24 protein-coding genes are annotated in these 23,377 nt (G+C 67.4%); 13 read left to right on the top strand and 11 right to left on the bottom strand.

Features of this window, described 5'->3' with window-relative positions:
• The first annotated feature begins 43 nt into the window (after nt 1–43).
• The 7 genes from K0O64_RS22660 (at nt 44) to K0O64_RS22690 (ending at nt 6,009) form a co-directional block, all read left to right on the top strand.
• Nucleotides 44–709 (top strand): O-methyltransferase, encoded by a 666-nt coding sequence (locus K0O64_RS22660; RefSeq protein WP_071949555.1) that lies wholly within the window; start codon nt 44–46, stop codon nt 707–709.
• Nucleotides 710–1,348: 639 nt separating this feature from the next.
• Nucleotides 1,349–1,609: a hypothetical protein gene (locus tag K0O64_RS22665; protein ID WP_125477486.1), complete on the top strand. Its 261-nt coding sequence runs from the start codon at nt 1,349–1,351 to the stop codon at nt 1,607–1,609.
• 105 nt (nt 1,610–1,714) lie between these two features.
• Nucleotides 1,715–2,392 (top strand): TetR/AcrR family transcriptional regulator, encoded by a 678-nt coding sequence (locus K0O64_RS22670; RefSeq protein WP_071949553.1) that lies wholly within the window; start codon nt 1,715–1,717, stop codon nt 2,390–2,392.
• Entirely contained in the window at nt 2,358–3,281 is a 924-nt protein-coding gene (locus tag K0O64_RS22675; RefSeq protein WP_071949552.1) for an ABC transporter ATP-binding protein, read from the top strand. The genes K0O64_RS22670 and K0O64_RS22675 overlap by 35 nt, the downstream gene beginning before the upstream one ends.
• Nucleotides 3,278–4,867 (top strand): ABC transporter permease, encoded by a 1,590-nt coding sequence (locus tag K0O64_RS22680; RefSeq protein ID WP_071949551.1) that lies wholly within the window; start codon nt 3,278–3,280, stop codon nt 4,865–4,867. The genes K0O64_RS22675 and K0O64_RS22680 overlap by 4 nt, the downstream gene beginning before the upstream one ends.
• Nucleotides 4,868–4,874: 7 nt before the next feature.
• Nucleotides 4,875–5,549: a methyltransferase family protein gene (locus tag K0O64_RS22685; RefSeq protein ID WP_071949550.1), complete on the top strand. Its 675-nt coding sequence runs from the start codon at nt 4,875–4,877 to the stop codon at nt 5,547–5,549.
• A 70-nt stretch (nt 5,550–5,619) separates the two neighbouring features.
• Nucleotides 5,620–6,009 carry a nuclear transport factor 2 family protein gene (locus tag K0O64_RS22690; protein ID WP_225933516.1) on the top strand — a complete coding sequence of 130 codons (390 nt, stop codon included), beginning with the start codon at nt 5,620–5,622 and terminating at the stop codon, nt 6,007–6,009.
• On the opposite strand, the gene K0O64_RS22695 is transcribed toward K0O64_RS22690, so the two are convergent.
• Nucleotides 5,969–6,541 (bottom strand): TetR/AcrR family transcriptional regulator, encoded by a 573-nt coding sequence (locus K0O64_RS22695; protein ID WP_083542870.1) that lies wholly within the window; start codon nt 6,539–6,541, stop codon nt 5,969–5,971. The two genes, K0O64_RS22690 and K0O64_RS22695, sit on opposite strands and share 41 nt — an antisense overlap.
• Nucleotides 6,542–6,635: 94 nt before the next feature.
• Here K0O64_RS22695 and K0O64_RS22700 point away from each other — a divergent pair, with 94 nt between their 5' ends.
• Entirely contained in the window at nt 6,636–7,277 is a 642-nt protein-coding gene (locus tag K0O64_RS22700) for an NADPH-dependent F420 reductase (protein ID WP_096312118.1), read from the top strand.
• 58 nt (nt 7,278–7,335) lie between these two features.
• Complete coding sequence (locus tag K0O64_RS22705) at nt 7,336–7,950, top strand: DUF4126 domain-containing protein (RefSeq protein ID WP_071949546.1); 615 nt, start codon at nt 7,336–7,338, stop codon at nt 7,948–7,950.
• A gap of 33 nt (nt 7,951–7,983) precedes the next feature.
• Here the strand turns inward: K0O64_RS22705 and glgC are convergent, their stop codons facing one another.
• Nucleotides 7,984–9,198 carry a glucose-1-phosphate adenylyltransferase gene (glgC, locus tag K0O64_RS22710; protein ID WP_071949545.1) on the bottom strand — a complete coding sequence of 405 codons (1,215 nt, stop codon included), beginning with the start codon at nt 9,196–9,198 and terminating at the stop codon, nt 7,984–7,986.
• Between the two features lie 180 nt (nt 9,199–9,378).
• Here glgC and glgA point away from each other — a divergent pair, with 180 nt between their 5' ends.
• Nucleotides 9,379–10,542, top strand: coding sequence for a glycogen synthase (gene glgA, locus K0O64_RS22715; RefSeq protein WP_164520123.1), 1,164 nt, complete (start codon nt 9,379–9,381; stop codon nt 10,540–10,542).
• Between the two features lie 57 nt (nt 10,543–10,599).
• Here the strand turns inward: glgA and K0O64_RS22720 are convergent, their stop codons facing one another.
• From K0O64_RS22720 to log, 7 genes are all read right to left on the bottom strand, one after another.
• Nucleotides 10,600–10,767, bottom strand: coding sequence for a DUF3117 domain-containing protein (locus tag K0O64_RS22720; RefSeq protein ID WP_005059648.1), 168 nt, complete (start codon nt 10,765–10,767; stop codon nt 10,600–10,602).
• A gap of 163 nt (nt 10,768–10,930) precedes the next feature.
• The gene (locus K0O64_RS22725; RefSeq protein ID WP_096312978.1) at nt 10,931–11,500 is read right to left on the bottom strand and encodes a DNA-3-methyladenine glycosylase I; all 570 of its coding nucleotides are present in this window, start codon (nt 11,498–11,500) and stop codon (nt 10,931–10,933) included.
• Nucleotides 11,501–11,505: 5 nt separating this feature from the next.
• Nucleotides 11,506–11,856 (bottom strand): DivIVA domain-containing protein, encoded by a 351-nt coding sequence (locus K0O64_RS22730; RefSeq protein WP_096312119.1) that lies wholly within the window; start codon nt 11,854–11,856, stop codon nt 11,506–11,508.
• 51 nt (nt 11,857–11,907) lie between these two features.
• Nucleotides 11,908–12,846 (bottom strand): glucosyl-3-phosphoglycerate synthase, encoded by a 939-nt coding sequence (locus tag K0O64_RS22735; RefSeq protein WP_071949541.1) that lies wholly within the window; start codon nt 12,844–12,846, stop codon nt 11,908–11,910.
• Nucleotides 12,843–13,667, bottom strand: coding sequence for a dihydropteroate synthase (folP, locus tag K0O64_RS22740; RefSeq protein ID WP_225933777.1), 825 nt, complete (start codon nt 13,665–13,667; stop codon nt 12,843–12,845). Before folP ends, K0O64_RS22735 begins: the two co-directional genes overlap by 4 nt.
• Nucleotides 13,668–13,809: 142 nt before the next feature.
• On the bottom strand, nt 13,810–15,621 hold the full coding sequence (gene fadD6 / locus K0O64_RS22745) for a long-chain-acyl-CoA synthetase FadD6 (protein WP_096312979.1): 1,812 nt from the start codon (nt 15,619–15,621) through the stop codon (nt 13,810–13,812).
• Nucleotides 15,622–15,671: 50 nt separating this feature from the next.
• Nucleotides 15,672–16,235 (bottom strand): cytokinin riboside 5'-monophosphate phosphoribohydrolase, encoded by a 564-nt coding sequence (gene log / locus K0O64_RS22750; protein WP_071949538.1) that lies wholly within the window; start codon nt 16,233–16,235, stop codon nt 15,672–15,674.
• A gap of 71 nt (nt 16,236–16,306) precedes the next feature.
• Here log and K0O64_RS22755 point away from each other — a divergent pair, with 71 nt between their 5' ends.
• Nucleotides 16,307–18,376 (top strand): AAA family ATPase, encoded by a 2,070-nt coding sequence (locus K0O64_RS22755; protein WP_220045764.1) that lies wholly within the window; start codon nt 16,307–16,309, stop codon nt 18,374–18,376.
• Here the strand turns inward: K0O64_RS22755 and dapE are convergent.
• The gene (gene dapE / locus K0O64_RS22760) at nt 18,366–19,439 is read right to left on the bottom strand and encodes a succinyl-diaminopimelate desuccinylase (RefSeq protein ID WP_220046525.1); all 1,074 of its coding nucleotides are present in this window, start codon (nt 19,437–19,439) and stop codon (nt 18,366–18,368) included. The genes K0O64_RS22755 and dapE overlap by 11 nt on opposite strands.
• Nucleotides 19,440–19,488: 49 nt before the next feature.
• Here dapE and dapD point away from each other — a divergent pair, with 49 nt between their 5' ends.
• The gene (gene dapD / locus K0O64_RS22765; protein ID WP_071949536.1) at nt 19,489–20,433 is read left to right on the top strand and encodes a 2,3,4,5-tetrahydropyridine-2,6-dicarboxylate N-succinyltransferase; all 945 of its coding nucleotides are present in this window, start codon (nt 19,489–19,491) and stop codon (nt 20,431–20,433) included.
• On the opposite strand, the gene K0O64_RS22770 is transcribed toward dapD, so the two are convergent.
• Nucleotides 20,430–21,329: a hypothetical protein gene (locus K0O64_RS22770; RefSeq protein WP_220045765.1), complete on the bottom strand. Its 900-nt coding sequence runs from the start codon at nt 21,327–21,329 to the stop codon at nt 20,430–20,432. The genes dapD and K0O64_RS22770 overlap by 4 nt on opposite strands.
• 82 nt (nt 21,330–21,411) lie before the next feature.
• On the opposite strand from K0O64_RS22770, the gene malQ reads away from it, so the two are divergent.
• The gene (gene malQ, locus K0O64_RS22775) at nt 21,412–23,376 is read left to right on the top strand and encodes a 4-alpha-glucanotransferase (RefSeq protein ID WP_225933517.1); all 1,965 of its coding nucleotides are present in this window, start codon (nt 21,412–21,414) and stop codon (nt 23,374–23,376) included.
• Nucleotide 23,377 lies beyond the last annotated feature (1 nt).

The following is a 23,377-nucleotide window of genomic DNA, read 5'->3' on the forward strand; positions in this document are numbered from 1 at the left end:
CGCCTGCTCACCCGTCGATCCAAGTGCGCCTACGCTGCTGAGAATGGCCACCACCGAGGACCAATCAGGCCAGCCGGAGGCCAGTCGCGCCGACCGGATCCTGGCCCATGCGGAGGGTTCGATCTCTGAGGACGCCATCGTCGCGGCTGCCCGGGAGCGAGCCGTGGACGCGGGCGCCGGAGCGGTGACACCGGCCGTTGGAGCGCTGCTCAGCGTACTGGCGCGGCTGTCCGGCGGCAAAGCCGTCGTCGAGGTCGGCACCGGCGCGGGCGTGAGCGGACTGTGGTTGCTGTCCGGCATGCGCGAGGACGGCGTCCTGACCACCATCGACATCGAGCCCGAGCATCAGCGCATCGCCAAGCAGGCGTTCAACGAGGCCGGTATCGGCCCGTCGCGCACTCGGCTGATTGCCGGCCGGGCGCAGGAGGTCCTCACCCGGCTCGCCGACGAGTCCTATGACCTGGTCTTTCTTGACGCCGCACCGTCCGATCAGGCCGATTTCATCGTCGAAGGCATCCGCCTGCTGCGACCCGGTGGCGCGATCGTCGTGCATCGGTCCGCCCTCGGCGGCCGCGCCGGGGATCCAGCAGCCAACGACGCCGAGGTCACGGCGGTGCGCGAAGCCGCGCGCCTGATCGCCGAGGATGAGCGCCTGACGCCGGTGCTGATTCCGCTGGGCGACGGACTCCTCGTCGCCGCCCGCGACTGATTTCGGCATGTAAGCGTGGTCCGCTGACCGCTGGGGCCGACCAGCTGCACGCCGGGTTTTCGTTCAGAAGTTTGCCAGCAGGTGCCGCCCGTGCGCATCGTGCGATGTCCACCCGCTGCTAACAGGACGGGACACCGCCCTCACCAGCAACAAGTGCCGCGGTTTCGCAACGCATGAGTTCCGCCTCTGCTCAGAACAATCTCTCAGCTGAGTAATCGTTGCTGCGAGTCAGGCAAGTTGAATTCCAGCAAACCGCCTTAAAGTGCAGACTTTCCACCTCACGAATTAATAGGATTTGCAATCGTGATGTCATCGCGATCGAGGGCTACCCCGGTCGACACAAGTCGGTGGATATGCGTTTGCCGCGTTGTTTACATGGGCAGCCTCACGCCAAAGTTGGTGTGAGGCAGAAATATTGCAGATAGTTGTCCGGCTGTTAAGGCCAGACAACGCACGGTGTTTCCGGGGGAAGACATGGATGCACGGATAAGTCCCGTAATGATCGCGGTATTGATCGCACCGTTCGCCCTCATCGGAATAGCCGCAGTAATTATCGATCTCTCGCAAAGCGGGCAAAACCGTCGTGCCGGCGTACTGGCGGCGTGGGGCGACCTGCGCATCACCGATAGTTTGCTTCTCGTGGGCGACCGCCGAAACGCGGTCCGAATCCCTCTGGCCGGTCTGGCGGCAACCGTCACCGAGACCGGCTCGTCCGGCGACCCGGGCACACATCGCGTCCGCGTCGAGATCGACGGCATCCCCGGCCGATCGCTGCACCGCGACCAGCCCTACTCGTACGGATCGATCGGCGCCGCCCGGACGTTCGAGATCCTGCTCAACCGTGCGGCTCACCCTACGCACAACGCTGTCGCGGACCCCGCCTGGCGCACGGCCGCCTGAGGAAACCCGTTCGTACGTGGGGGCTCGCGTACCCGCCAGATAGGTCGTGAGACTCCGCCAGGAAATGCTTGACCGCCGATTGAACAAGTGTTTAGCATCCTAAACATGCGTTCAACGGACCTGACGACCGTGGCACGGATCCGCGACGCCGCGATCGAGTTGTTCGGTGCGCGCGGGTTCGATGTCGGGGTGCGCGCGATCGCCGAGGCCGCCGGAGTCAGCCCCGGTTTGGTGATCCATCACTTCGGGTCCAAGGACGGCCTGCGTCAGGCGTGCGATGACTACATCGCCGAAGAGATCCGCAGCGAGAAGTCGGAGACGATCCGCTCCACCGATCCCGCCACCTGGCTGGCCGCGGCGGCCGAGATCGAGTCGTTCGCACCGATGATGGCCTATCTGGTGCGCAGCATGCAGACCGGCGGAGAACTGGCCAAGAACCTGTGGCGGACTATGTTCGCCAACGTTGAGGGCTATCTGGACGAGGGCGTGCGGGCCGGCACGGTCAAGCCGAGCCGGGACCCGGCTGCCCGGGCGAGGTACCTGGGCATGGCAGGCGGCGGCGCCTTCCTGCTCTACCTCCAATTGCACGACACCCCAACGGATTTGCGAGCCGTTCTGCACGACTACGCCAACGAGATGATGCTGCCGGCCCTCGAGATCTACACCGAAGGCCTGCTCACCGATTCGACAATGTTCGACAGCTTCGCCGCCCACGGCGAAATTGTGACCCACACCGAGGGAGAACAAGATGACGACGGCATCGGCACCGACAGCCCACACTGACACCGCCGCGGTCGAAATCCAGGGACTGGTCAAGACTTTCGGCCGGACCCGTGCGCTGGACGGGATGGACCTGATCGTGCGACCCGGCTCGGTCGCCGGCTTCCTCGGACCGAACGGTGCGGGCAAGTCGACCACCATCCGAATCCTGCTGGGCCTGCTGCGCGCCGACGGTGGGCACGTGCGCTTGCTGGACGGTGATCCGTGGCGCGACGCGGTCGCACTGCACCGCCGGATCGCCTACGTACCGGGCGATGTGACGCTGTGGCCGAATCTGACCGGCGGCCAAGTGATCGAGTTCCTCTGTGGCCTGCGCGGCGGGGCCGACCCACGCCGGCGCGACTGGCTCATCGAACGCTTCGAACTCGACCCACACAAGAAGGCCCGCACCTACTCGAAGGGCAATCGCCAGAAGGTGGCGCTCGTCGCGGCCTTCGCCATCGACGCCGACATCTACATTCTCGACGAGCCGACATCGGGCTTGGACCCCTTGATGGAGAAGGTTTTCCAGCAATGTGTACAGGAGGTGGCCCGTCGCGGAGCGGCGGTTCTTCTCTCCAGCCACGTGCTGGCCGAGGTCGAAAAGGTCTGTGACACAGTCACCATCATTCGTTCCGGTCGCACGGTGCAGTCCGGATCACTGGCCCAGCTGCAACATTTGATGCACACCACCGTGACCGCCCGCACCCGGCGGGACCCCACCGTGGTGACCCGATGGCCGGGCGTGCACGACGTGAACATCGACGACGGACAGGTCCGGTTCACTGTCGGTCGTGACATGCTGGACGCGACGATGGCACATCTCACGCAGCTGGGTCTCGTCGATCTGACGGTGACACCGGCGTCGCTGGAAGACCTATTCCTGCGCGAATATCGGACGGCGGACCGATGATCGCGACCGCGGTTGCGCCATCGTCGCTGACCGGCACCGCCGCGCTGGTCCACTTCGCCCTGCGTCGCGACCGGATCCGGCTGACGGTGTGGGTCTCGATCCTGACCCTGATGATGGTGTACGCACCCAACGCGATAAAGCTCGCCTATCCCGATGCGGCGCAGCGCCAGGCGCGCGTGAACCTGCTGAAGACTCCTGCCGGAATCATGTTGGGCGGCCCCATGTTCGGGGGGAACGAAACCGACCTCGGCGTCATGATGGCCAATGAGCTGACGTTGACGCTGCTCGTGGCGGCATCGATCATGTCCATCCTGACGGTCATCCGGCACACTCGCGCCGAGGAGGAAAGCGGCGCAGCCGAATTGGTGCTGTCCTCGATCGTCGGTCGGTATTCCCGCACGGCCGCCGCGCTGATTCTCATGGTGCTGGTGAACGCGGTGCTGGCGGTCACGATGACGATCGCAATGGCTGCCACCGGCTTCGCGGTGCTCGATACCGCAGCGATGTGTGTGGGGATCACGACTGTGGCCACCGTCTTCGGCGTACTCGCGGCACTGACTGCTCAGCTGTGGCGGCAGGCAAGGACTGCCACCGGCGCGGCACTCGCAGCCCTGGCGGCTGCGGTTCTGGTGCGCGGAGTCGGCGACGTCATCAACAACTCCGGCAGCACACTGAGTTGGTTCTCCCCCATCGCCTGGGCGCAGCAGATGCGTCCGTTCATGGCACTGCGCTGGTGGCCGCTGGGGCTGCTGGCCGTGTCGGCCGTCGCGCTCGTCGCAGCCACGGTGGTGTCGGAGAGCCGCCGCCAGTACGACGACGGCGTGCTGGCGTCCGCCGGTGAGCACACCCGGGCCCGGCCGGTCGGCGGCGTCTTCGGGCTCCAGCTGGTGATCCACCGCGGTCTGACGGTGGGCTGGGCAATCGGTCTGCTGATCGCCGGGGCGGCGTTCGGGTCGATGACCAAGTCGCTGCTGGACGCCGCACGCGACAATGAGCTTCTCGCACGGGTGCTTTCGGCGCAGGGCACCGACGGGGTGTACACCACGATGACGCAGTTCCTGGCCGCGGCGACGACAGCGTATGTGGTCACCGTGGTCATCCGGCTCAGCCGGGACGAGGAGTCCGGGATCGGTGAGGCGGTGCTGGCCGGCTCGGTATCGCGCTGGAAGTGGCTGTTGTCGGCGGTGGCCGCCGCGCTGACCGGGTCGATTGTCCTACTGGTGTGTGCGGGTCTGGGCAACGGCCTCGGCGCCGGGCTCACGTTGGGCGAGCCCGCCACGATCGTGCGGCTGACCCTGGCTGCGTTGGCATTCGTGCCTGCGATGGCGGTGATCGCCGGTGTCGCTGCGCTCGGCGTCGCGGTGCGCCAACCCGGTATCGGCTGGCTCGCTGTGACCTTCGTGATCGTCGCGTTGTACCTCGGCGCGCTGTTGCGATTGCCGCGATGGCTCATCGAGGCCTCCCCGGTGGGCCGCACCACCGCGCCGTCATCGGTTTCCGTTGTGGCGCTGAGTGTGATGGTCGTCGTCGCGGTCGCGATCACGCTCATCGCCGGGGTGATCTACCGCCGCCGTGATGTCGTCTAGGAGAACCATGAACACGTCACTTCGCATCGCAGTCTCGTCCGTGCTGGGCATCGCCGCCTTCGCGCTGCTGCTATTCGTCCCCGCCGGAACCCTGAACTACTGGCGGGGCTGGGCTTTCCTCGCCGTGTTCAGCGTGGTGAGTCTGGTACCAACCCTGTACTTGGGCCGGAAATATCCAGAGGCCGTCGAACGGCGTACCCATGCGGGTCCCCAGGCCGAGAGCCGACCCGTGCAGAAGGTGGTCATGGCCGGGACGTTCGCGGCCTTCGCGGCGATACTGGTGGTGCCTGCCCTGGACTACCGCTTCGGCTGGTCGCACGTGCCGGCCTGGCTGTCGATCGTCGGCGACGTACTGGTGGCGACCGGCCTGGGCTTGGCGATGTGGGTGGTCGTCCAGAACAACTATGCCTCGGCCAACGTCACCGTCGAGGACGGCCAGCCGTTGGTGAGCACGGGATTGTATGGCGTTGTGCGCCATCCGATGTACTTCGGCAACGTGATCTTGATGATCGGAATCGCGCTGGCGCTCGGGTCGTACTGGGCGCTGCTGCTGGTCGTCGTCGGAACGTTGTTGATGATTGTGCGGATCTTCGACGAGGAGAAGATGCTCAGTGAGCAACTGGGCGGCTATCGGCAATACATGGACAAGGTGCGCTACCGACTCGTGCCATTGGTTTGGTGAGCGCTTGACCTAACTTGCACGACCGTTTAAGTTAGCGAGTGATCTCTCCGCCGATCCGAGAGGAAACTCGTTGAACCAGAACATCACTCGGTTGATGCAGGAGAACCTGCTGGCGGTGTTCAACGAGCGGGATGCGCAGCGAAGGCTCGACGTGGTGCGGCGCAACTACACCGAGGACGTGCAGTGGGCCGATGCCGAGGAGACCGTCGTCGGTGAGGACCGGTTGCACGAGAAGGCCCAGGCGCTGCTCGACGGCCCCCTCGCGGGCTTGAGTTTCGTCGAGGCCGGCCCGGTGCACCAGGTGGCGAACATGGGGTATCTGGGTTGGAATGTCTTCGCCCCCGGCTCGGACGGAACCGACCCGTTGGTCTCCGGTTTCGACGTCGCGATCGTCGAGAACGACCGTATCGCGCAGCTGTTCACCGTGGTGACGAAGGAACCCGGCCCTTCGTCGGCGTAGGCCAGGCCTGCAACGCGAGATCGGCGGCGGCGCGCAATTGTTTGCGGCTGGCACCATCTCGTGCCTTCGCGGATAGTCCGCGCAATACCGTGTCCATGTAGTCCGTCAGCGCCTCGACGTTTACCTCGCGAGCGAGATCACCGGCCCGTTGAGCACGGCGAAGACGATCGGCGATCGCGGCACGGCCAACTGCTCTGCGCTGCCGTAGCTGCGGGTCGGCGATGACGAAGCAGCCGCGTGGATGGTTCGGCCGGGTGTAGAGCTTCACCGCCCGATCCAGCATCTGTTCGAAAACTTCGCGCGCGGTCGGGGCTTCGAGTGCGGGCGGCACCACGGCGGTCAGTTCGTACAGATCGACTGCCGCATCGTAGAGGGCCTGCTTGTCCCCGAACGCCGCATACAGACTCGGGGCCGAGATTCCCATGGCCTCGGTGAGGTCGTTGACGGAGGTGCCCTCGAATCCCCGCTCCCAGAACAGGTGCATGGCGCTGCGCAACGCTTCCTCGCGGTCAAACTTCGGCGGCCGAGCCATGGCGTCGATCCTAGGCGCCGCCGTGTCACCCATTCCTGCTACCGTCGCAACAAAATAACTTTAACGACCACTACACAACTATGAGGATGCTGACATGACCTACGCCATCATCGGCTCCGGCAACATCGGGTCCGCCGTCGCGGGCCACTTCGCGCGCATCGGCGTCGATGTCGGGGTGGCCGCGTCGCGGGGGCCGGCCGGGGTGACACCGTTGGCCGACAAGCTCGGGCCACACATCGTGCCCACCGAGGTGTCCGACGCCCTGCAGGCCGACATCGTCGTGCTGGCGGTTCCGTTCGATGCCGTCAAGGCTCTCGTCGAACAGGTGCCGGACTGGAACGGTCGCATCATCATCGACGCCACCAACGCCATTGACTACAGCACTTTTTCACCGGCAGACCTGGGCGGTCGCGCATCCTCGGACCTGATTGAGGAGTGGGCGACGAACGCGAGGGTGGTCAAGGCGTTCGGACACACCTGGGCCAAGGTGCTCGCCCGCGAACCCGGTGACGGCCGCGGCGGGCGCCGCGTGCTGTTCCTATCCGGCAACGACGCGGGCGCCAACGGCGCCGTGGCCGAACTCATCACGACGTTCGGGTTCGAGGCGATCGACCTGGGTCGCAACGATCAGGGTGGTCTGCTGCAACAGTTCGGCGGGCCACTGACCACCCGAAGTTTCATCTCCCAGGCCCTCGGCGGCGCCAACCCAGCGGAGATGGATCTCGCCGACGCCTGACGCTCCGGGCGGTCGCGCGTCATCCTGTATGCGAGACCGTCACAGCGAGGAGGCGCCCATGGAGCTGATGACCGGCTTCGGCCTGGCCACCGCCGCGGGCCTCAACGCCTACATCCCGCTGCTGGCGATCGGATTGCTCGCCCGGTTCACCGACCTGGTCACGCTCCCCCACGGATGGTCGTGGTTGGCAAACGGCTGGGTGATCACGATTGTCGCGATCCTCCTGGTGGTCGAGATCGTCGCCGACAAGATCCCAGCGCTCGACTCCGTCAACGACGCAGTGCAGACGTTCATCCGCCCGACCGCCGGCGGCATCGTGTTCGGGTCGGGCACCGCGGCGCAGACCGCCGCCGTCACCGACCCCGGCGAGTTCGCCCGCACCGGGCAATGGGTTCCGATCGCGGTCGGTGTCGTCACCGCCCTGGTGGTCCATCTGACGAAGACGGCGGTTCGACCGGCCGCCAACGTGGCCTCGGCCGGCATGGCGGCGCCGGTGCTCAGCACGGTCGAGGACATCACCAGTGTCGCTCTGGTGTTCATCGCGATCCTGATCCCCGCCCTGGTGCTTCTGGTGCTGATCGCGTTGGCGTGGGCGGCGATTCGGCTGTGGCGCCGCCGACGACGCCGCAAGGCGCGAGCAGACACACAATCACCGAATGTGCCGCGAAATTAGGGAAGTTTGTGTCTGCTCGGCGGAGAACGTGAGTTAGATCCAGACGCCCTTGCCGACGGCCACCACGCCGCCCGCGCTGAGCGCGAACCGCTCGCGGTCTTTCTCCAAGTCGACGCCGACCATCTCGCCTGGACCCACGACGACGTTCTTGTCCAGGATCGCGTGTCGGACCACCGCACCGCGGCCCACGCGCACACCGGGCATCAGCACACTGCCCTCGACGATCGCACCGTCCTCGATCACGACATTGCTCGACAGCACCGAATTTCGAACCGACGCCGCCGAGATGATGCTGCCTGCGCCGACCACCGACTCCTGTGCCGAGCCGCCGTTGACGAACTTCGCCGGTGCCAGGTTCTCCGACTCCCCGCGGATCGGCCACCGCTTGTTGTAGAGGTTGAACACCGGATGAACTGACACCAAATCCATGTGGGCGTCGTAAAACGCATCGAGCGTCCCGACGTCGCGCCAGTAGCCGTGGTCGCGCTCGGTGGCGCCGGGAACTTCGTTGTTCTTGAAGTCGTAGACCGCGGCCATACCGTCGGAGACCAGCCGCGGAATGATGTCGCCGCCCATGTCGTGGTCCGAGTTGTCGTCGTCGGCGTCGGCTCGGATCGCGTCGATGAGCACCTTGGTGGTGAAGATGTAATTGCCCATCGACACGAAGGTTTGCTCCGGATCGTCGGGCGTGCCCGGCGGATTGGCCGGCTTTTCGACGAACTCACGGATGCGCCCGGACTCGTCGGCGTCGATGCAGCCGAAGGCGTGCGCCTCCGCGCGCGGAACCCGGATACCGGCCACGGTGGCACCGGCGCCGCTCTCGATGTGGAACTTGACCATCTGCTCCGGGTCCATCCGGTACACGTGGTCGGCGCCGAAAACCACGATGTAGTCAGGGTCCTCGTCGTAGATGAGGTTCAGCGACTGGTAGATCGCATCAGCGGAACCGGTGTACCAGCGCGGGCCGAGCCGTTGCTGAGCGGGAACCGGCGTGATGTACTCGCCCGCCAAACCGGACAGCCGCCAGTTCTGCGAGATGTGCCGGTCGAGTGAATGCGACTTGTACTGGGTGAGCACGCAGATGCGGAGATAACGCGCATTGACCAGATTCGACAGCACGAAATCGATGAGTCGGTACGCGCCGCCGAAGGGAACCGCCGGCTTGGCCCGGTCTGCGGTCAGCGGATACAGCCGTTTGCCCTCTCCGCCGGCCAGGACGATGCCCAGCACATGTGGCAATTCCCTCATCCTGCAAACCTATCGGCACACGCAACCGACGGCTAGACCAACACCTCGATTGCAGTTCGGGTGTGTCGCGGCCGAAGCGACTTGGGGTCGCGCGCAAGCACGTTGACCCGCAAGGTTGGGGCGAGCGAAGCGACGGGAAAGAGGATGCGCCGCGCAGCGCGGGCTACTACCGTCGGGCGTATGCGGGTGGCGATGATGACTCGGGAGTATCCACCCGAGGTTTACGGCGGGGCGGGCGTACACGTGACAGAACTCGTCGCACAGTTGCGGCGCCTCTGCGAAGTCGACGTGCACTGCATGGGCGCCCCGCGCCCGGGAGTCTTCGTCCACCAGCCCGACCCCGCACTCAAAGGCGCCAACCCGGCGCTGTCGACGCTGTCGGCGGATCTGGTGATGGCCAACGCGGCCGCCGAGGCGACAGTGGTGCATTCGCACACCTGGTACACCGGGATGGCCGGTCACCTCGCGGCGCTGCTGTACGGGGTCCCGCACGTGCTCACCGCGCACTCCCTCGAACCGCTGCGGCCCTGGAAGGCCGAACAGCTCGGTGGCGGCTACCGGGTGTCGCTGTGGGTCGAGCGCACCGCGGTCGAAGCGGCCGACGCGGTGATCGCGGTCAGCTCCGGTATGCGCGAGGACGTGTTGAGCGTCTATCCGGCGTTGGACCCCAACCGCGTTCACGTGGTGAAGAACGGTATCGACACCGATGTCTGGTATCCGGCGCCGCCGGAACGCGGCGAGTCGGTGCTCGCCGAACTCGGCGTCGACCCGTCGCGGCCGATGGTGGCGTTCGTCGGCCGGATCACCCGGCAGAAAGGCGTCCCGCACCTGATCGCCGCGGCACACCGGTTCGATCCGGAGATTCAGGTGGTGCTGTGCGCGGGCGCCCCCGACACCCCGGAGATCGCGGCTGAGGTGAGCTCGGCGGTGCAGGAGCTGGCCGCCAAGCGCAGCGGCGTGTTCTGGGTGCAGGAGTTCCTACCGATCGGCAAGATCCGCGAAATACTCTCGGCAGCAACGGCTTTCGTATGTCCATCGGTGTACGAGCCGCTGGGGATCGTGAATCTGGAGGCGATGGCCTGCGGCACGGCCGTGGTGGCCTCCGACGTGGGCGGCATACCCGAGGTGGTCGACGACGGGGTGACGGGCACTCTGGTGCACTACGAGTCGAGCGACCCAGTGGGATTCGAGACCGGACTGGCCGACGCCGTCAATGCACTGGTGGGCGATTCGGAGAAGGCACGCCGCTTCGGGACGGCCGGACGGCAACGCTGTATCGACGAGTTCTCCTGGGCACACATCGCCGAGCAGACGCTGGAGATTTACCGCAAGGTGTCGGCGTAGGCCGACCGGCAGAGAAGAAACCCCGCGGGTCGACGCGGGGTTTCGAAGGTGGATCAGTTAGCTGGTGACGTTCTTGAGTTCGTCACCGAGGGCGGCCGCCTCGTCGGGGGTCAACTCGACGACCAGCCGTCCACCGCCTTCCAGCGGTACTCGCATCACGATGCCGCGCCCCTCCTTGGTTGCTTCCAGCGGACCGTCACCGGTCCGGGGCTTCATCGCCGCCATCGAGTGCTCCCTCCAGATTCGAGCCGGCCCGTGTCCACGGACCCGGTCCAACGCCGGGCACTTGGCTGGTGCGTCCGGCACTGAACTGCTTGTTTTCGATTCTATTGTTCCTTATCGGCGAGCATGGGTGTGAAAGGCCCGATTGAGGGGTCGGATTTGGCCCTCAGGCGGCGGTGGCCCGCGGCACCCAGCACGAGGCCAGGTGATCGTCGACCATCCCGGTGGCCTGCATCAGGGCGTAGACCGTGGTGGGGCCGACGAAGCGAAACCCGCGCTTCTTGAGGTCCTTGGCCATCGCCTGCGATTCCGGCGTGATCGCCGGCACGTCGGCCAGCGACTTGGGGCGTGGGCGCGGCGGCGGGGCGTAGGACCACAACAGGTCCGACAAGTCGACGTCGAGGTCGGCAACGGCCCGGGCGTTGGCGATGGTGGCCTCGATCTTGGCGCGGTTGCGCACGATGCCCTCGTCGGCCATCAGCCGGGCGATATCGCGCTCGGTGAAGCGGGCCACCTTCTCGATGTCGAACCCCTTGAACGCGACGCGGAAGTTGTCCCGTTTCCGCAGGATGATCAGCCACGAGAGGCCGCTTTGGAACGCCTCGAGGCTCATCCGCTCGAACAGCGGCACCTGCCCACGCAGCACCCGGCCCCACTCGTCGTCGTGGTAGTCGCGATACAGCACGGACTGGCCCTGAGCCCAGCCGCACCGAGTGCGGCCGTCATCGGGGGACAGCTCGGTCACACCGGCTCCTCGTCGGCGCCGGGGGCGGCGTGGTGGGTGACCACCGGCTCGTCGAAGCCCGCGGCCGCGCGCACCGCGGACAGCTCGCCGCGCAGCTGGTCCAGCTCGGCGCCGAGGCGGTCGAGCACCCAGTCCACCTCGCTGGTCTTGTAACCGCGCAACACCTGGGTGAACTTGACGGCCTCGACGTCCTCGCCGGTGACCCCGGAGGCGGGCAGCACGGTGGCCGTCGTCGCCCGCGGCAGCGGCGGCAGGTCCTCGCCCCGCCCGAACACCAGGCTGGCCACACCGAACAGGACGATGCCGATCAGGATCAGCACCACCAGGTACAGCAGGATCAACGTCACGTCACCGATATTGCCTTAACCGGCTGACAAGGGCGGCGCGGCGGGGCGAACTCAGCGCAGGGTGTTCATCGGCGGGCGGTCGGCCAGCGAGACTGAAGTGGTCCGTGGCAGATAGCCGTCGAGCCCGTCGGGCAGGAACTGGGTCAGCCCGATCCCGGAGTCGGTGATACCGCAGCGGGACAACAGGGTGGCGATCACCTGGCGGCTCATCGCACCCAACTCGATCAGCGGGCGGTTGCGGTGGCTGCGCACACCCAGGTTGACCTGGGCGATCGCACCTAGACCGAGCTTGTCGTAGGTGTCGACCAGCAGGCCGATCTCCACGCCGTAGCCCGGCGCGAACGGAACCGACGTCAGCAGCTCCCGGGTCCCGGCGTACTCGCCGCCCAGCGGCTGCAGCACGCAGCCCAGCTCGGGGCGCAGCGCGGCCAGCAGCGGGCGGGCGACCAGCTCGGTGACCCGGCCGCCGCCGTTGGCATCCTCGCCCTTACCGACCTTCAGCGGGCGGCGGTAGAAGCCCTTGACCAGGTGGATTCCGTCGCCGGTGAGCAGCGGACCCACCAGTCGCGGCACGAACATCGGGTCGGGGTCGATCAGGTCGGAGTCGACGAACACGATGATGTCACCGGTCGTGGCGGCCAGTGAGCGCCACAGCACCTCGCCTTTGCCGGGTTGCGGCTCGACCTCGGGCACCGCCTGCTCGCGGGTGACCACCCGGGCGCCGGCGGCGATGGCCTCGATCTCGGTGTCGTCGGTCGAGCCGGAATCAAGCACGATCAGCTCGTCGACCAGGCTGCCGAGCAGGGGGCGGACGCTCTCCACCACCGAGCCGACGGTCTCCTCCTCGTTCAGCGCAGGCAGGACGACGGAGATGGTGCGGCCGCGCTTGGCAGCCACGAGTTCGTCGACGGTCCAGGTCGGCCGGCTCCAGCTGTGGTCGGACAGCCAGGTGTCACCGGGAAGTGTGTCGTTGGCAAAGAGTTCGGTCATGCCAGGCCCCTCACCGTCCGCGCCGGCGGACGTTCCCCACGGATCGACGCGACCATTTCCAGTACGCGCCGAGTGGATCCCACCTCATGCACCCGGAACATCCGGGCGCCGTCGGCGGCGGCCAAAGCCGTTGCTGCCAGCGTGCCCTCGAGGCGTTCGGTGAGCTCCACACCCAAAGTCTCCCCGACAAAATCTTTGTTGCTCAGTGCCATCAGGACGGGCCATCCGGTCTTAACAAGATCTTTTACGTGGCGCAACAAAGTAAGACCGTGATGAGTATTTTTGCCGAAATCGTGGGTCGGATCGATGAGGATCGCGTCCCTGGCCACCCCGAGAGCGACGGCGCGTTCGGCGGCGGAGGTCACCTCGGCGATGACGTCGTCGACCACCCCGGTCTCGGTGATCCCGTAGTTGACCCGAAACGGGCGGGTGCGCGGCGTCGCACCTCCGGTGTGCGAGCACACCAAGCCGGCGCCGAACTCGGCAGCGACCTCCGGGAGGGCCGGATCGGCGCCGGCCCAGGTGTCGTTGATCAGGTCCGCACCGGCCGCGCAGGCCTGCTTGGCCACCGACGATCGCCAGGTGTCGACACTGATCAGCTGGTCGGGGTATTCGCTGCGCAGCCATTCGATGAACGGCACCACGCGGGCGGTTTCCTCGTCGGCGTCGACCGTGGTTCCGGGGCCTGCCTTCACCCCCCCGACGTCGACGACGTCGGCACCCTCGGCGACGACGCGATGGGCAGCATCCTTGGCGGCCTGGTCGGTGAAGGTCGCGCCGCGGTCGTAGAACGAGTCGGGCGTGCGGTTGACGATCGCCATGATCAGCGCGCGATCACCGGCCACCGGCCGTCCGCAGAACGTCGACTTCACCCCACCATGGTGCCTGGTAACGCCGAGATCGACGAAATGCAGGCGTCTACTCGCACTTCCTCTGCGAAATGGCGGTTTGGGCGAACCGGGGTCAGCCCTTGGGCCGGGAGCCGGACGCCACTTCCTTGGGGTAGTCGTCGTAGAACTCGACGTATCCCTCGTCGCGGCCCTTCAGCACGTACAGCGGGTCCTCGACCTTCTCGTCGTCGGCGCCGTAGCCCTGCTTGCGCAGGTCGACCTTGCGGCTCTTGAACGTCGAGGTGGTCTCCAGCGATTCGACGATCCGGATGAACAGCGGCACGGCGTAGCCGGGCAGGTTGCTGTAGAGGGTCTCGGCCAGCGCCTTGCCGTCGAACTCCACACCGTCGCGCAGCTTGACCGCCGCCATGCCGGCCCGCCCGCCCGTGTCGGGCACCTCGACGCCGAACACAGTGGCTTCCTCGACGTTCTTGTCCTGGCCCAGCGCCGCTTCGACCTGGGTGGTGGCGACGTTCTCGCCCTTCCACCGGAAGGTGTCGCCGAGCCGGTCGGCGAAGGCGGCGTGCCGCATGCCCTGCGGGCTCATCACGTCGCCGGTGTTGAACCACACGTCGCCCTCTTTGAAAGCGTTGCGCACCAACTTCTTCTCGCTGGCTTCCTTATCGGTGTAGCCGTCGAAGGGCGAAAGCTTGTTCACTGGGCTGATCAGCAGCCCGGGCTGGCCGGGTGGCACCTTGCGAACACGGCCGTTCTCGTCGCGCGCCGGCTCACCGGTCTCGGCGTCGTACTCCACGTAGGCCAGCGGCGTCGGGCTGATGCCGGTGGTCTTGGGGATGTTGAAGATGTTGATGAACGCGGTGTTGCCTTCGCTGGCGGCGTAGAACTCGGCGACCCGGCCGATGTTGAACCGCTTGGTGAACTCCTCCCAGATCTCCGGGCGCAGACCGTTGCCGGCGATGACCCGGATCTTGTGGGCGCGATCGGTGTCCTTGGGCGGCTGGTTGAGCAGATACCGGCAGACCTCGCCGATGTAGATGAACGCGGTGGCTTCCATCTGAATGACGTCATCCCAGAACCGCGATGCCGAGAACGACTTGCCCAGAGCCAGGGTGCCGCCCGCGTTGATCACCGACGACACCGCGACCGTGAGCGCGTTGTTGTGGTAGAGCGGCAGCGGGCAGTACAGGGTGTCGTTGCTGTTGAGCCGCAGACCCAGTCCGCCGAACGCGGCCAGTGCGCGCAGCCACCGATGATGGGTCATCACACTGGCTTTCGGGTGCCCGGTGGTGCCCGAGGTGAAGATGTAGAACGCGGTGTCCTTGGCTTGAACCTGCGATGCCGACGCCGGGTTGTCGGTCGGCTTGCCCTTCGCCTGCTCCTCGAAGTCCTCGATCGTCATCAGATCGGCGACCTCTGCGCCGCTCTCCTTGATCGGGTCGATCAGATCGGACTCCGCGATGACGACGGTGGCGTCGAGCAGACCGATGCTGTGCGACAACACATCTCCGCGCTGGTGATAGTTCAGCATGCCGGCCACCGCACCGCATTTGACCGCGGCGAGCATCATCAGCACGGCGTTGGGCGAGTTGCGCAGCATGATGCCGACGACATCGCCGCGGCCAACTCCCTTGTCGGCCAACACCGCCGCGAAGCGGTTCGCCGCCTCGTTGGCTTCGCGGTAGGTGAGCTTGTCGTCGCCCATCCGGATGAACACCTTGTCGCCGTACTTCGCGGCGCGCTCCTGGAACACCTTGCCGATCGAGGTCTTCGTCGTCGGCAGCGCCAGCAGACCGGTCAGCGCACCGCGCAGGATCACCGGGGCATCCATCACCACCGACGGCAGCCGGGTGGCCAAGTCGAGTAACCCGACCGAGTGCTTCGCCGAGTCCTTCGAACCGGATTCACCGGAATCGTTACCGGCCATCGCTGCCACCTCCCGTATCTCGCCCGTCCCGCGGGTCAGCGTAACCCTGGTCACGTCCCGGGCGTGCAGGCGTCGAGAGCCGCTTCGACATCGTCGACGACCACCAGCCGGTCCAATGCGGCCCGCGCGACGAAGCCGGTCTCGACCAGAGACTCCAGCCAGGTGCGCAGGCCGTCATAGTGGCCGGCGGGATCGAGCAGCACCACCGGCTTTGCATGCATACCCAGGTACCCAGCTGTCCACGTTTCGAAAAGTTCCTCCAGCGTGCCGATCCCACCGGGTAATGCCACGAAGGCGTCGCTGCGGTCTTCCATGACTTGTTTGCGCTGCCGCATGGTGTCGGTGACGATCAGCTCGTCGGCGTCGACGTCGGCCAGCTCGCGGTGCACCAGCGCCTTGGGGATGACCCCGACCGTCCGCCCGCCGTGCGACCGCGCGCCCTCGGCCACCGATCCCATCGCCGAGACGTTGCCGCCGCCGGAGACCAGCGTCCAGCCGCGATCGGCGATCGCCTCCCCGACCCGGCGGGCGAGGTCGAGCAGTTCGGGGTGCCGTGGTCCGGATGCGCAGTAGACGCACACCGCCCACTCGTCGTCGCGGTTCTCGGGTTCCACACCGGCAAACCTAACGCAGCCGATTTACGGCTATTGCCGTGCCGGTGCGGCCCGGCAAATAAAGTCCGGCTATGCCCAATCGGTGGCCCGTCGTGCCGCGCCAGTCCTGTGACCATGCGCTCGAGCTACTCGAAAACCATCGCGGCCTGGCCCTGGTGGGCGCCGACGGGACCGGCAAGACGACGCTGGCCGATCAGATCGCCGAGCGTCTCGGCGAGAAGAGCCCGGTTCGGGTGAAAGCGACCGCGACGCAGGCGGCCGTGCCGTTCGGGGCGTTCGGCCCGCTGGTCGAGGTCCACGAGGTGGGCAAACCGGCGGCGCTGATCCACTCGGCGCTGGAATCGTTACTGGCCCAAGCGCGCAGCACGCTGATCCTCGTCGACGACGCCCAACTGCTCGACCCGCTGTCGGCGAGTCTGGTCTACCAACTGGCACGCCACGGTTCGGCGCGGCTGATCGTGACGGTGCGGGCGGGGGCGACGTTGCCGTCGGCGGTGACCGCGCTCTGGGAGGACGGTCTGCTGGCCAAGCTCGACGTCGGCCCGCTCGACGAGGACGAAACCCGTTCTGTGCTAGCCGAATTGGGCGAATCTCTGGATGACGAGTACCGCCGCACCGGTGGAAATCCACTGGAGTTGCGATTGCACCTGCAGACCCGGTCGGCGGCCACGTCGCTGGAGCCACTGGTCGACGCGTACCTCGCGGAGGTGTCGCCGGCGGCGCGCACGGTGCTCGGCTACCTGGCCGTGCACGAGCCGCTCTCTCGCGATGACCTGATCGCACTGGCCTCCGACGAAGCGGTCGATCAGGCTGAAAATGCCGGGGCCGCAGCGGTATTCGACTCCGCGGTGTACGCCGGGCATCCGCTGTTCGCCGAGCGCGTGGCCCACGATACCGACCCAGCCGACACCAGGCGGTTGCGCACCGAAATCCTGGCCCAGCTCACCACCCAGCCGCATCGCCACCTCGGCGACCGGTTGGGCCGCGCGGTACTGGCCCTCGACAGCGACTCCCCCGAGTCCGTCGACGATGTGGTGGCCGCGGCCCAGCAGGCGCTGCGACTCGGCGATCTGACTTTGAGTGAACGCCTCGCCGGTGCGGCGCTGCAGCGCAGTGAACGCTTCGACGCCCGGCTGGCGCTGAGCTACGCGCTGGCCTGGCAGGGCCGCGGCCGGGAGGCGGATTCGGTGCTGGCCGAGGTGGATGCGGCCGCGTTGTCGGAGGACGAGGTGATGGCGTGGGCGCTGCCGCGGGCGGCGAATCAGTTCTGGATGCTGTCCGAACCCGAGCGTGCGACCGCGTTCCTGCAGAACACCCGCAAACGCATCAGCACGACGGCAGCGCGGCTGACCCTGGATGCTTTGAGCGCGACGTTCGCGATGAACGCCGGCAACGTGGCCCGTGCCCTCGAAATAGCGGCCGGGGTACTGGCCGATCCGGAAGCCGAGGACATGGCGGTGGCGTGGGCGGCCAGCGCGTCGGCGCTGTGCTCGGCGCGGATGGGCCGGTTCGATCAGGTGGACGCACTGGTGCAGCGGGCGCTGGACGCCGAGCATCCCGGGCTGTTGCGGTTCACCGTCGGCTTGGCGCAGACGACGACGCTGTTGATGACCGGGCAGCCCGACGCCGCGCTGGAGGCCGCGGGTGCGTTCACCGACTTCGCCGAGCTGGCCCAGCCGGGCCGCGCGATCGGTGAGGTGCTGTTGGCGCAGGTCCTGATAGCGCAAAAGGATCCGGCGGCGGCAGCGCAGCTACTACGACCGGCCGCGGCGACGCTGGAGCGGACCGGCTATTCGTGGGGTCCGCTGTCGCTGATGTATCTGACCACCGCGCTGGCCCAGCAGGGTGAGATCGCCGAGTCGGCCAAGGCGTTGAGCCGCGCCGACGCCCGGCACGGCACCAAGTCGGCGTTGTTCGCCCCCGAACTCGGGGTGGCGCGGGCGTGGCGGCTGGCCACAGTGGGGGAAGGCACCCACGCCGCGATTGACGCCGCTCGCGAAGCCGCCCGCGGCGCCGAGCGCAGCGGTCAGCTGGGGGTTGCAGTGTGGGCGTGGAACGAGGCGGCCCGACTCGGCGATCCGCAGGCTGCCGGTGCGATCGCGAAGCTGGGCGAGACGGTGGACTGCGCGTTCACCCGGTGAGGTAGCGCCGCAAGGTCTCGGTGACGGCAGTGATCTGCGCGAGCGCCACCCGTTCGTCGCGCTTGTGCGCGAGGTTCGGGTCGCCGGGGCCGTAGTTCACCGCGGGAATGCCCAGCGCGGCGAACCGCGCGACGTCGGTCCAGCCGTACTTGGCGCGCACCATCCCGTCGGCGGCCGCTACCAGAGCGGCCGCGGCGGGGTGACTCAGCCCGGGCAGCGCGCCGGCGGCCACATCGGTCTGTTCCAGGCGCACGTCGAGTCCGTCGAACACCTCGCGCACGTGGGCCAGCGCCTGTTCCGGAGAGCGGTCGGGCGCGAACCGGAAGTTGACGGTCGCCTCGGCGGTGTCGGGGATGACGTTGCCCGCCACGCCGCCGGAGATCTTCACCGCCGACAGACCTTCGCGGTAGGTGCAGCCGTCGATGTCGACGATCCGCGCGTCGTAGGCCGAGAGCCGGTCGAGGACCGCACCGAGTTTGTGAATGGCGTTGTCGCCCAACCAGGATCGCGCCGAGTGCGCACGAACGCCGTCGGCGGAGATGACCACCCGCAGCGTGCCCTGGCAGCCGGCCTCGATGTACCCGCCGGACGGTTCGCCCAGGATCGCGACGTCGGCCTGCAGCCAATCCGGAAGCTCGCGCTCGATGCGGCCCAGGCCGTTGGCGGAGGCTTCGATCTCTTCGCAGTCGTACATGATCAGCGTGATGTCGTGGGACGGCTCGGCGATGGTGGCGGCCAGGTGCAGGAACACCGCGTCACCGGATTTCATGTCCGATGTGCCGCAGCCGAAGAGGTGGTCGCTGTCGAATCGGGACGGCACGTTGTCGGCGATCGGGACGGTGTCGAGGTGGCCGGCCAGCACCACACGCGACGGCAGCCCGAAGTTCGTCCGGGCCAGCACCGCGTTGCCGCTGCGGATGACCTCGTAGCCGCTTGTCTGTTCCCGCAGCGCCGACTCCACCGCGTCGGCGATCCTTGCCTCGTCGCGCGACACGCTCGGGATGTCGACGAGCGCGGCGGTCAGCGCGATCGGGTCAGCGCGTAGGTCGAGTGAAGGGTCCAGCACAACTGACCAGGCTAGCGGGCAACGCGATGCATTACCGTGGAGCACCGTGACTTCTGCTGCTGGCGTCGGATTGGCCACCATCACCGAGGACGGGACGGTACTCGACACCTGGTTCCCGGACCCCGAACTGGGCGCCTACAGCCCGTCGGGCAGCACCCGGCTCTCGGTCGCCGAGGTGCCCGACGATCTGGCGGCCGTCGCCGGTCCCGACCCGGCCCGCGGAGTCGAGACGATCGTCGTGCGCACGGTGATCGCGGACCTCAATGACAAGCCGCTCGACACCTATGACGCCTATCTGCGGCTGCATCTGTTGTCGCACCGGCTGGTGGAACCGCACGGACTGAATCTCGACGGCATCTTCGGGGTGCTGACCAATGTGGTGTGGACCAACTTCGGACCGTGCCAGATCGAGGGCTTCGAGAACGTCCGGCTGCGGTTGCGCAGCCGCGGTCACGTGGCGGTCTACGGCGTGGACAAGTTCCCGCGGATGGTCGACTACGTGCTGCCGACCGGGGTGCGGATTGCCGACGCCGACCGGGTTCGCCTCGGCGCCCACCTGGCCCCGGGCACCACCGTCATGCACGAGGGGTTCGTGAACTTCAACGCCGGCACCCTCGGCGCGTCGATGGTGGAGGGCCGGATCTCGGCGGGTGTCGTCGTCGACGACGGATCCGACGTCGGCGGCGGTGCGTCGATCATGGGCACGTTGTCCGGCGGTGGCACGCAGGTGATCTCGGTGGGCAAGCGCTGCCTGCTGGGCGCCAATGCGGGCCTGGGCATTTCGCTGGGTGACGACTGCATCATCGAGGCCGGTCTGTACGTGACGGCGGGCACCAAGGTCACCACCCCGGACGGGACGACGGTCAAGGCCCGCGAACTGTCCGGCGCGAACAACCTTCTGTTCCGGCGCAATTCGGTGACCGGCGCGGTCGAGGTGGTGGCCCGCGATGGTCAGGGCATCGCGCTGAACGAGGCGCTGCACGCCAACTAGGTGTGCAGGTGGCGCCTGCTGCCGGCGTGCCGCGGCGTCTTCGCGGCGGGGGTGGCATGTGCGGCAGGCACCGCGGCGGCTCCGCCGGCGACCACGCCGTTGATGTTGAAGCCCGGTCCCTGTTTGGTGATCGTTACGCCGTGCTGCAGGATCGAGCCCGCGACCGCCACCGGCCCGGGTTCGGCCTGAACAGTGTTGCCCGTGCCCAGAACCGCGAACGCCCAACTTCCGGTGGCCGGCTTGGCGTTGCCCACCAGGACGCTGTTGCCCCCGCCGAGGACGTTGGTGGCGTTGTTTAAGTTGCCTCGAGCCTCGACGAACACCGTGCTGCCGCCGAGGTTGACGGCGACATTGCCGGCCCCGATGGCCATGACATCGCCGTGTCCGAAAGCGTCGATCGCGAGGTCGCCAGTCCCGGTGGTCCCCGCGGATGCCACACCGGTGCGCCCCAGCGCGATGGCCGCATTGCCGAAGCTGTTCGATCCGCCCGCCGAGGTCTTTCCGTGCGCCGAGAACGCCAGCGAGAAGAATCCGTACGTCTGCGACGTGCTGCCCTTACCCACTGCGGTCGAAACACCGAATGCCGAACTGGTGTATCCGCCCGCGTCGGCAATGGTGTTGTCGCCCAAGGCAAACGTGCTGTCCGCCACGCCGTAGGTCCATGCGCCGGCTGCGTTGCCGACCGCGAAGGCGCTGTCGAAGTTGCCGAAGGCATGGGCTGTGGCCGACAGCCCGATCGCGATCGCGACGCTCGTTTGAGTGCTCGAGCAGTTGGCGCTGTTGCCGATCCCGAAGACCGAGGCGCACGTCGCATTCGCAGTGGGAGCCAATCCGACACCGGCACTGGCGAACACACCGGCCGTCAGGGCTATGGCGCTGCACGTGGAGAGGTTCATAGCGGGAGTGGACACCCGCGGCTCGCCTACCGATCCCAACAATTGCGGGTGTGAAACATGGCCGCTCGGGTATAGCAGCAGCGTGTTTTCGGATGACTTGCGGCAGTTGGCGGCCGCGCACGGGGTGGCCACCTCCTATCGCAACGAACGCCGGGAGCCGGTCGAGGTCGACGCCGATGTGGTGATCCGCGTGCTGGGGCTGCTCGATGTGGATGCGGCCACCGAAACCAGCCGGCGCGCCGAGCTGGCCAAGCTCGCTGACCGCGATCGCGCGGGCCGCTTACCGCCGACAATCGCCGTGCGGGTGGACGGCAGCCCAAAACGAATGCCTGGCGCCGAGGGTCTGGTCGGTGAGGACGGCAGCCGCATCGAGGTGCGCGACGACCTACCCGGGGACTTGGAGCCCGGCTGGTACCGGCTGCAGACCCGCGACGGCCAGGACGTCACGCTGGTCGCCGCACCCGCGGAGGTGCCGAAGACGCCGAACACGTGGGGCTGGATGCTGCAGCTCTACGCATTGCGCTCGGCGCGGTCCTGGGGCATCGGCGATTTCGGCGATCTGCGGGAGTTCATCGAGTGGACGGTCCCGGAGCACGGCGCCGGGGCGGTACTGCTCAACCCGTTGCATGCCCCCGGCCCCACGCATCCGGTCCAACCGTCCCCCTACACGCCGTCGAGCCGACGGTTCTCCAATCCGTTGGCGCTGCGCATCGAGGACCTCGACGCCTATCATCGCGCCGATCCGGACACCCGCGCCGAGGTCGACGCACTGCGGGTGTCGGCGACGACCGACCGGATCGACCACGACCTGGTATGGGCAGCGAAACGCTCTGCACTGGAAGCACTCTGGCGCAGCGTCGGTCGGTCCAGCACCCTTGACGGATCACCGGACACCGACGCGCTGGCCGACTGGGCGACCTACTGCGCACTCGCCGAGCGACACGGCGGGCGATGGAGCCGGTGGCCTGAGCCGCTTCGCGATGTCACCGGGACTGCCGTGGCGCAGGCACGCCGAGAGTTGGCCTCGCGGGTGCACTTTCACGCATGGGTGCAGCAGCAGTGCGCCGACCAGTTGGCCGCGGTGCGGGCTGCCGGACGAGACGCCGACATGGCCCTCGGTGTACTGCACGACCTACCCGTCGGGGTCGACGCCGACGGCGCCGACGCGTGGGCGCTGGCCGACGTCCTGGCCGGCGGAGTGAGCGTCGGGGCGCCGCCGGACAACTTCACACCCCGCGGCCAGGACTGGGGGCTCCCGCCGTGGCGCCCGGACCGCTTGGCAGCCACCGGCTATTCGGCGCTGCGAGACATGTTGCGCGCCATCCTGTCCCACGCGGACGGCCTACGGATCGACCATGTCGCCGGCCTGTGGCGACTGTGGTGGATTCCGCCGGGCGACACCCCGGACCGCGGCACCTACGTGCACTACGACGCCGACGTCATGCTCACGGTGCTCGCGCTGGAGGCCCATCGGGCCGGGGCCGTCGTCGTCGGCGAGGACCTGGGTACCGTCGAGCCGGAGGTCACCGAAGCCCTGGCCGCCAACGGGATGCTGGGTTCGGCGGTCTCGTGGTTCACCCGCGACGAGTCCGCGCCGGACCAACCGCTCCTCCCGTCGAAGGCATGGCCGGAGCGCGCCGCGGCGAGCCTGTCCACCCACGATCTGCCCACGGCCGCAGGGTTTCTCCGCGGCGAGCATGTACGTGCCCGCGCCGATCTGGGGCTACTCGATGACGTTCCGGCGGAGGAGGCCAACGCGGACAAGGAGCGCGCCGAATGGCTGACCCTGTTGCGCTCGGAAGGCCTGCTGGACGAACGCGAACCAGACGAAGCGGCGGTCATCGTTGCGATGCACCGCTTCCTGGCATCGACGCCCAGTCGGCTGAAGCTGATCTCGCCTTACGATGTCGTCGGCGAGACGCGGCAACCCAACCTGCCGGGCACCATCGACGAGTACCCGAATTGGCGGCTGCCCCTGCCGGAGACCCTCGAGCAGTTGCAGGCCGATCCGCGCGTCGCCGAGATCGCAGCGGCGTTTCAGCGCTGAG

Source organism: Mycolicibacterium pallens (genome assembly GCF_019456675.1).
Taxonomy (GTDB): Bacteria; Actinomycetota; Actinomycetes; order Mycobacteriales; family Mycobacteriaceae; genus Mycobacterium; species Mycobacterium crocinum.

Excerpts from the sequence above, each read along its gene's own strand:
- K0O64_RS22660 (WP_071949555.1), top strand. The coding sequence starts at position 44 with ATGGCCACCACCGAGGACCAATCAGGCCAGCCGGAGGCCAGTCGCGCC.
- K0O64_RS22670 (WP_071949553.1), top strand. The coding sequence starts at position 1,715 with ATGCGTTCAACGGACCTGACGACCGTGGCACGGATCCGCGACGCCGCG.
- K0O64_RS22675 (WP_071949552.1), top strand. The coding sequence starts at position 2,358 with ATGACGACGGCATCGGCACCGACAGCCCACACTGACACCGCCGCGGTC.
- K0O64_RS22680 (WP_071949551.1), top strand. The coding sequence starts at position 3,278 with ATGATCGCGACCGCGGTTGCGCCATCGTCGCTGACCGGCACCGCCGCG.
- K0O64_RS22685 (WP_071949550.1), top strand. The coding sequence starts at position 4,875 with ATGAACACGTCACTTCGCATCGCAGTCTCGTCCGTGCTGGGCATCGCC.
- K0O64_RS22695 (WP_083542870.1), bottom strand. The coding sequence starts at position 6,541 with ATGGCTCGGCCGCCGAAGTTTGACCGCGAGGAAGCGTTGCGCAGCGCC.
- K0O64_RS22700 (WP_096312118.1), top strand. The coding sequence starts at position 6,636 with ATGACCTACGCCATCATCGGCTCCGGCAACATCGGGTCCGCCGTCGCG.
- K0O64_RS22705 (WP_071949546.1), top strand. The coding sequence starts at position 7,336 with ATGGAGCTGATGACCGGCTTCGGCCTGGCCACCGCCGCGGGCCTCAAC.
- glgC (WP_071949545.1), bottom strand. The coding sequence starts at position 9,198 with ATGAGGGAATTGCCACATGTGCTGGGCATCGTCCTGGCCGGCGGAGAG.
- glgA (WP_164520123.1), top strand. The coding sequence starts at position 9,379 with ATGCGGGTGGCGATGATGACTCGGGAGTATCCACCCGAGGTTTACGGC.
- K0O64_RS22720 (WP_005059648.1), bottom strand. The coding sequence starts at position 10,767 with ATGGCGGCGATGAAGCCCCGGACCGGTGACGGTCCGCTGGAAGCAACC.
- K0O64_RS22735 (WP_071949541.1), bottom strand. The coding sequence starts at position 12,846 with ATGACCGAACTCTTTGCCAACGACACACTTCCCGGTGACACCTGGCTG.
- folP (WP_225933777.1), bottom strand. The coding sequence starts at position 13,667 with ATGGCGATCGTCAACCGCACGCCCGACTCGTTCTACGACCGCGGCGCG.
- fadD6 (WP_096312979.1), bottom strand. The coding sequence starts at position 15,621 with ATGGCCGGTAACGATTCCGGTGAATCCGGTTCGAAGGACTCGGCGAAG.
- K0O64_RS22755 (WP_220045764.1), top strand. The coding sequence starts at position 16,307 with ATGCCCAATCGGTGGCCCGTCGTGCCGCGCCAGTCCTGTGACCATGCG.
- K0O64_RS22770 (WP_220045765.1), bottom strand. The coding sequence starts at position 21,329 with ATGAACCTCTCCACGTGCAGCGCCATAGCCCTGACGGCCGGTGTGTTC.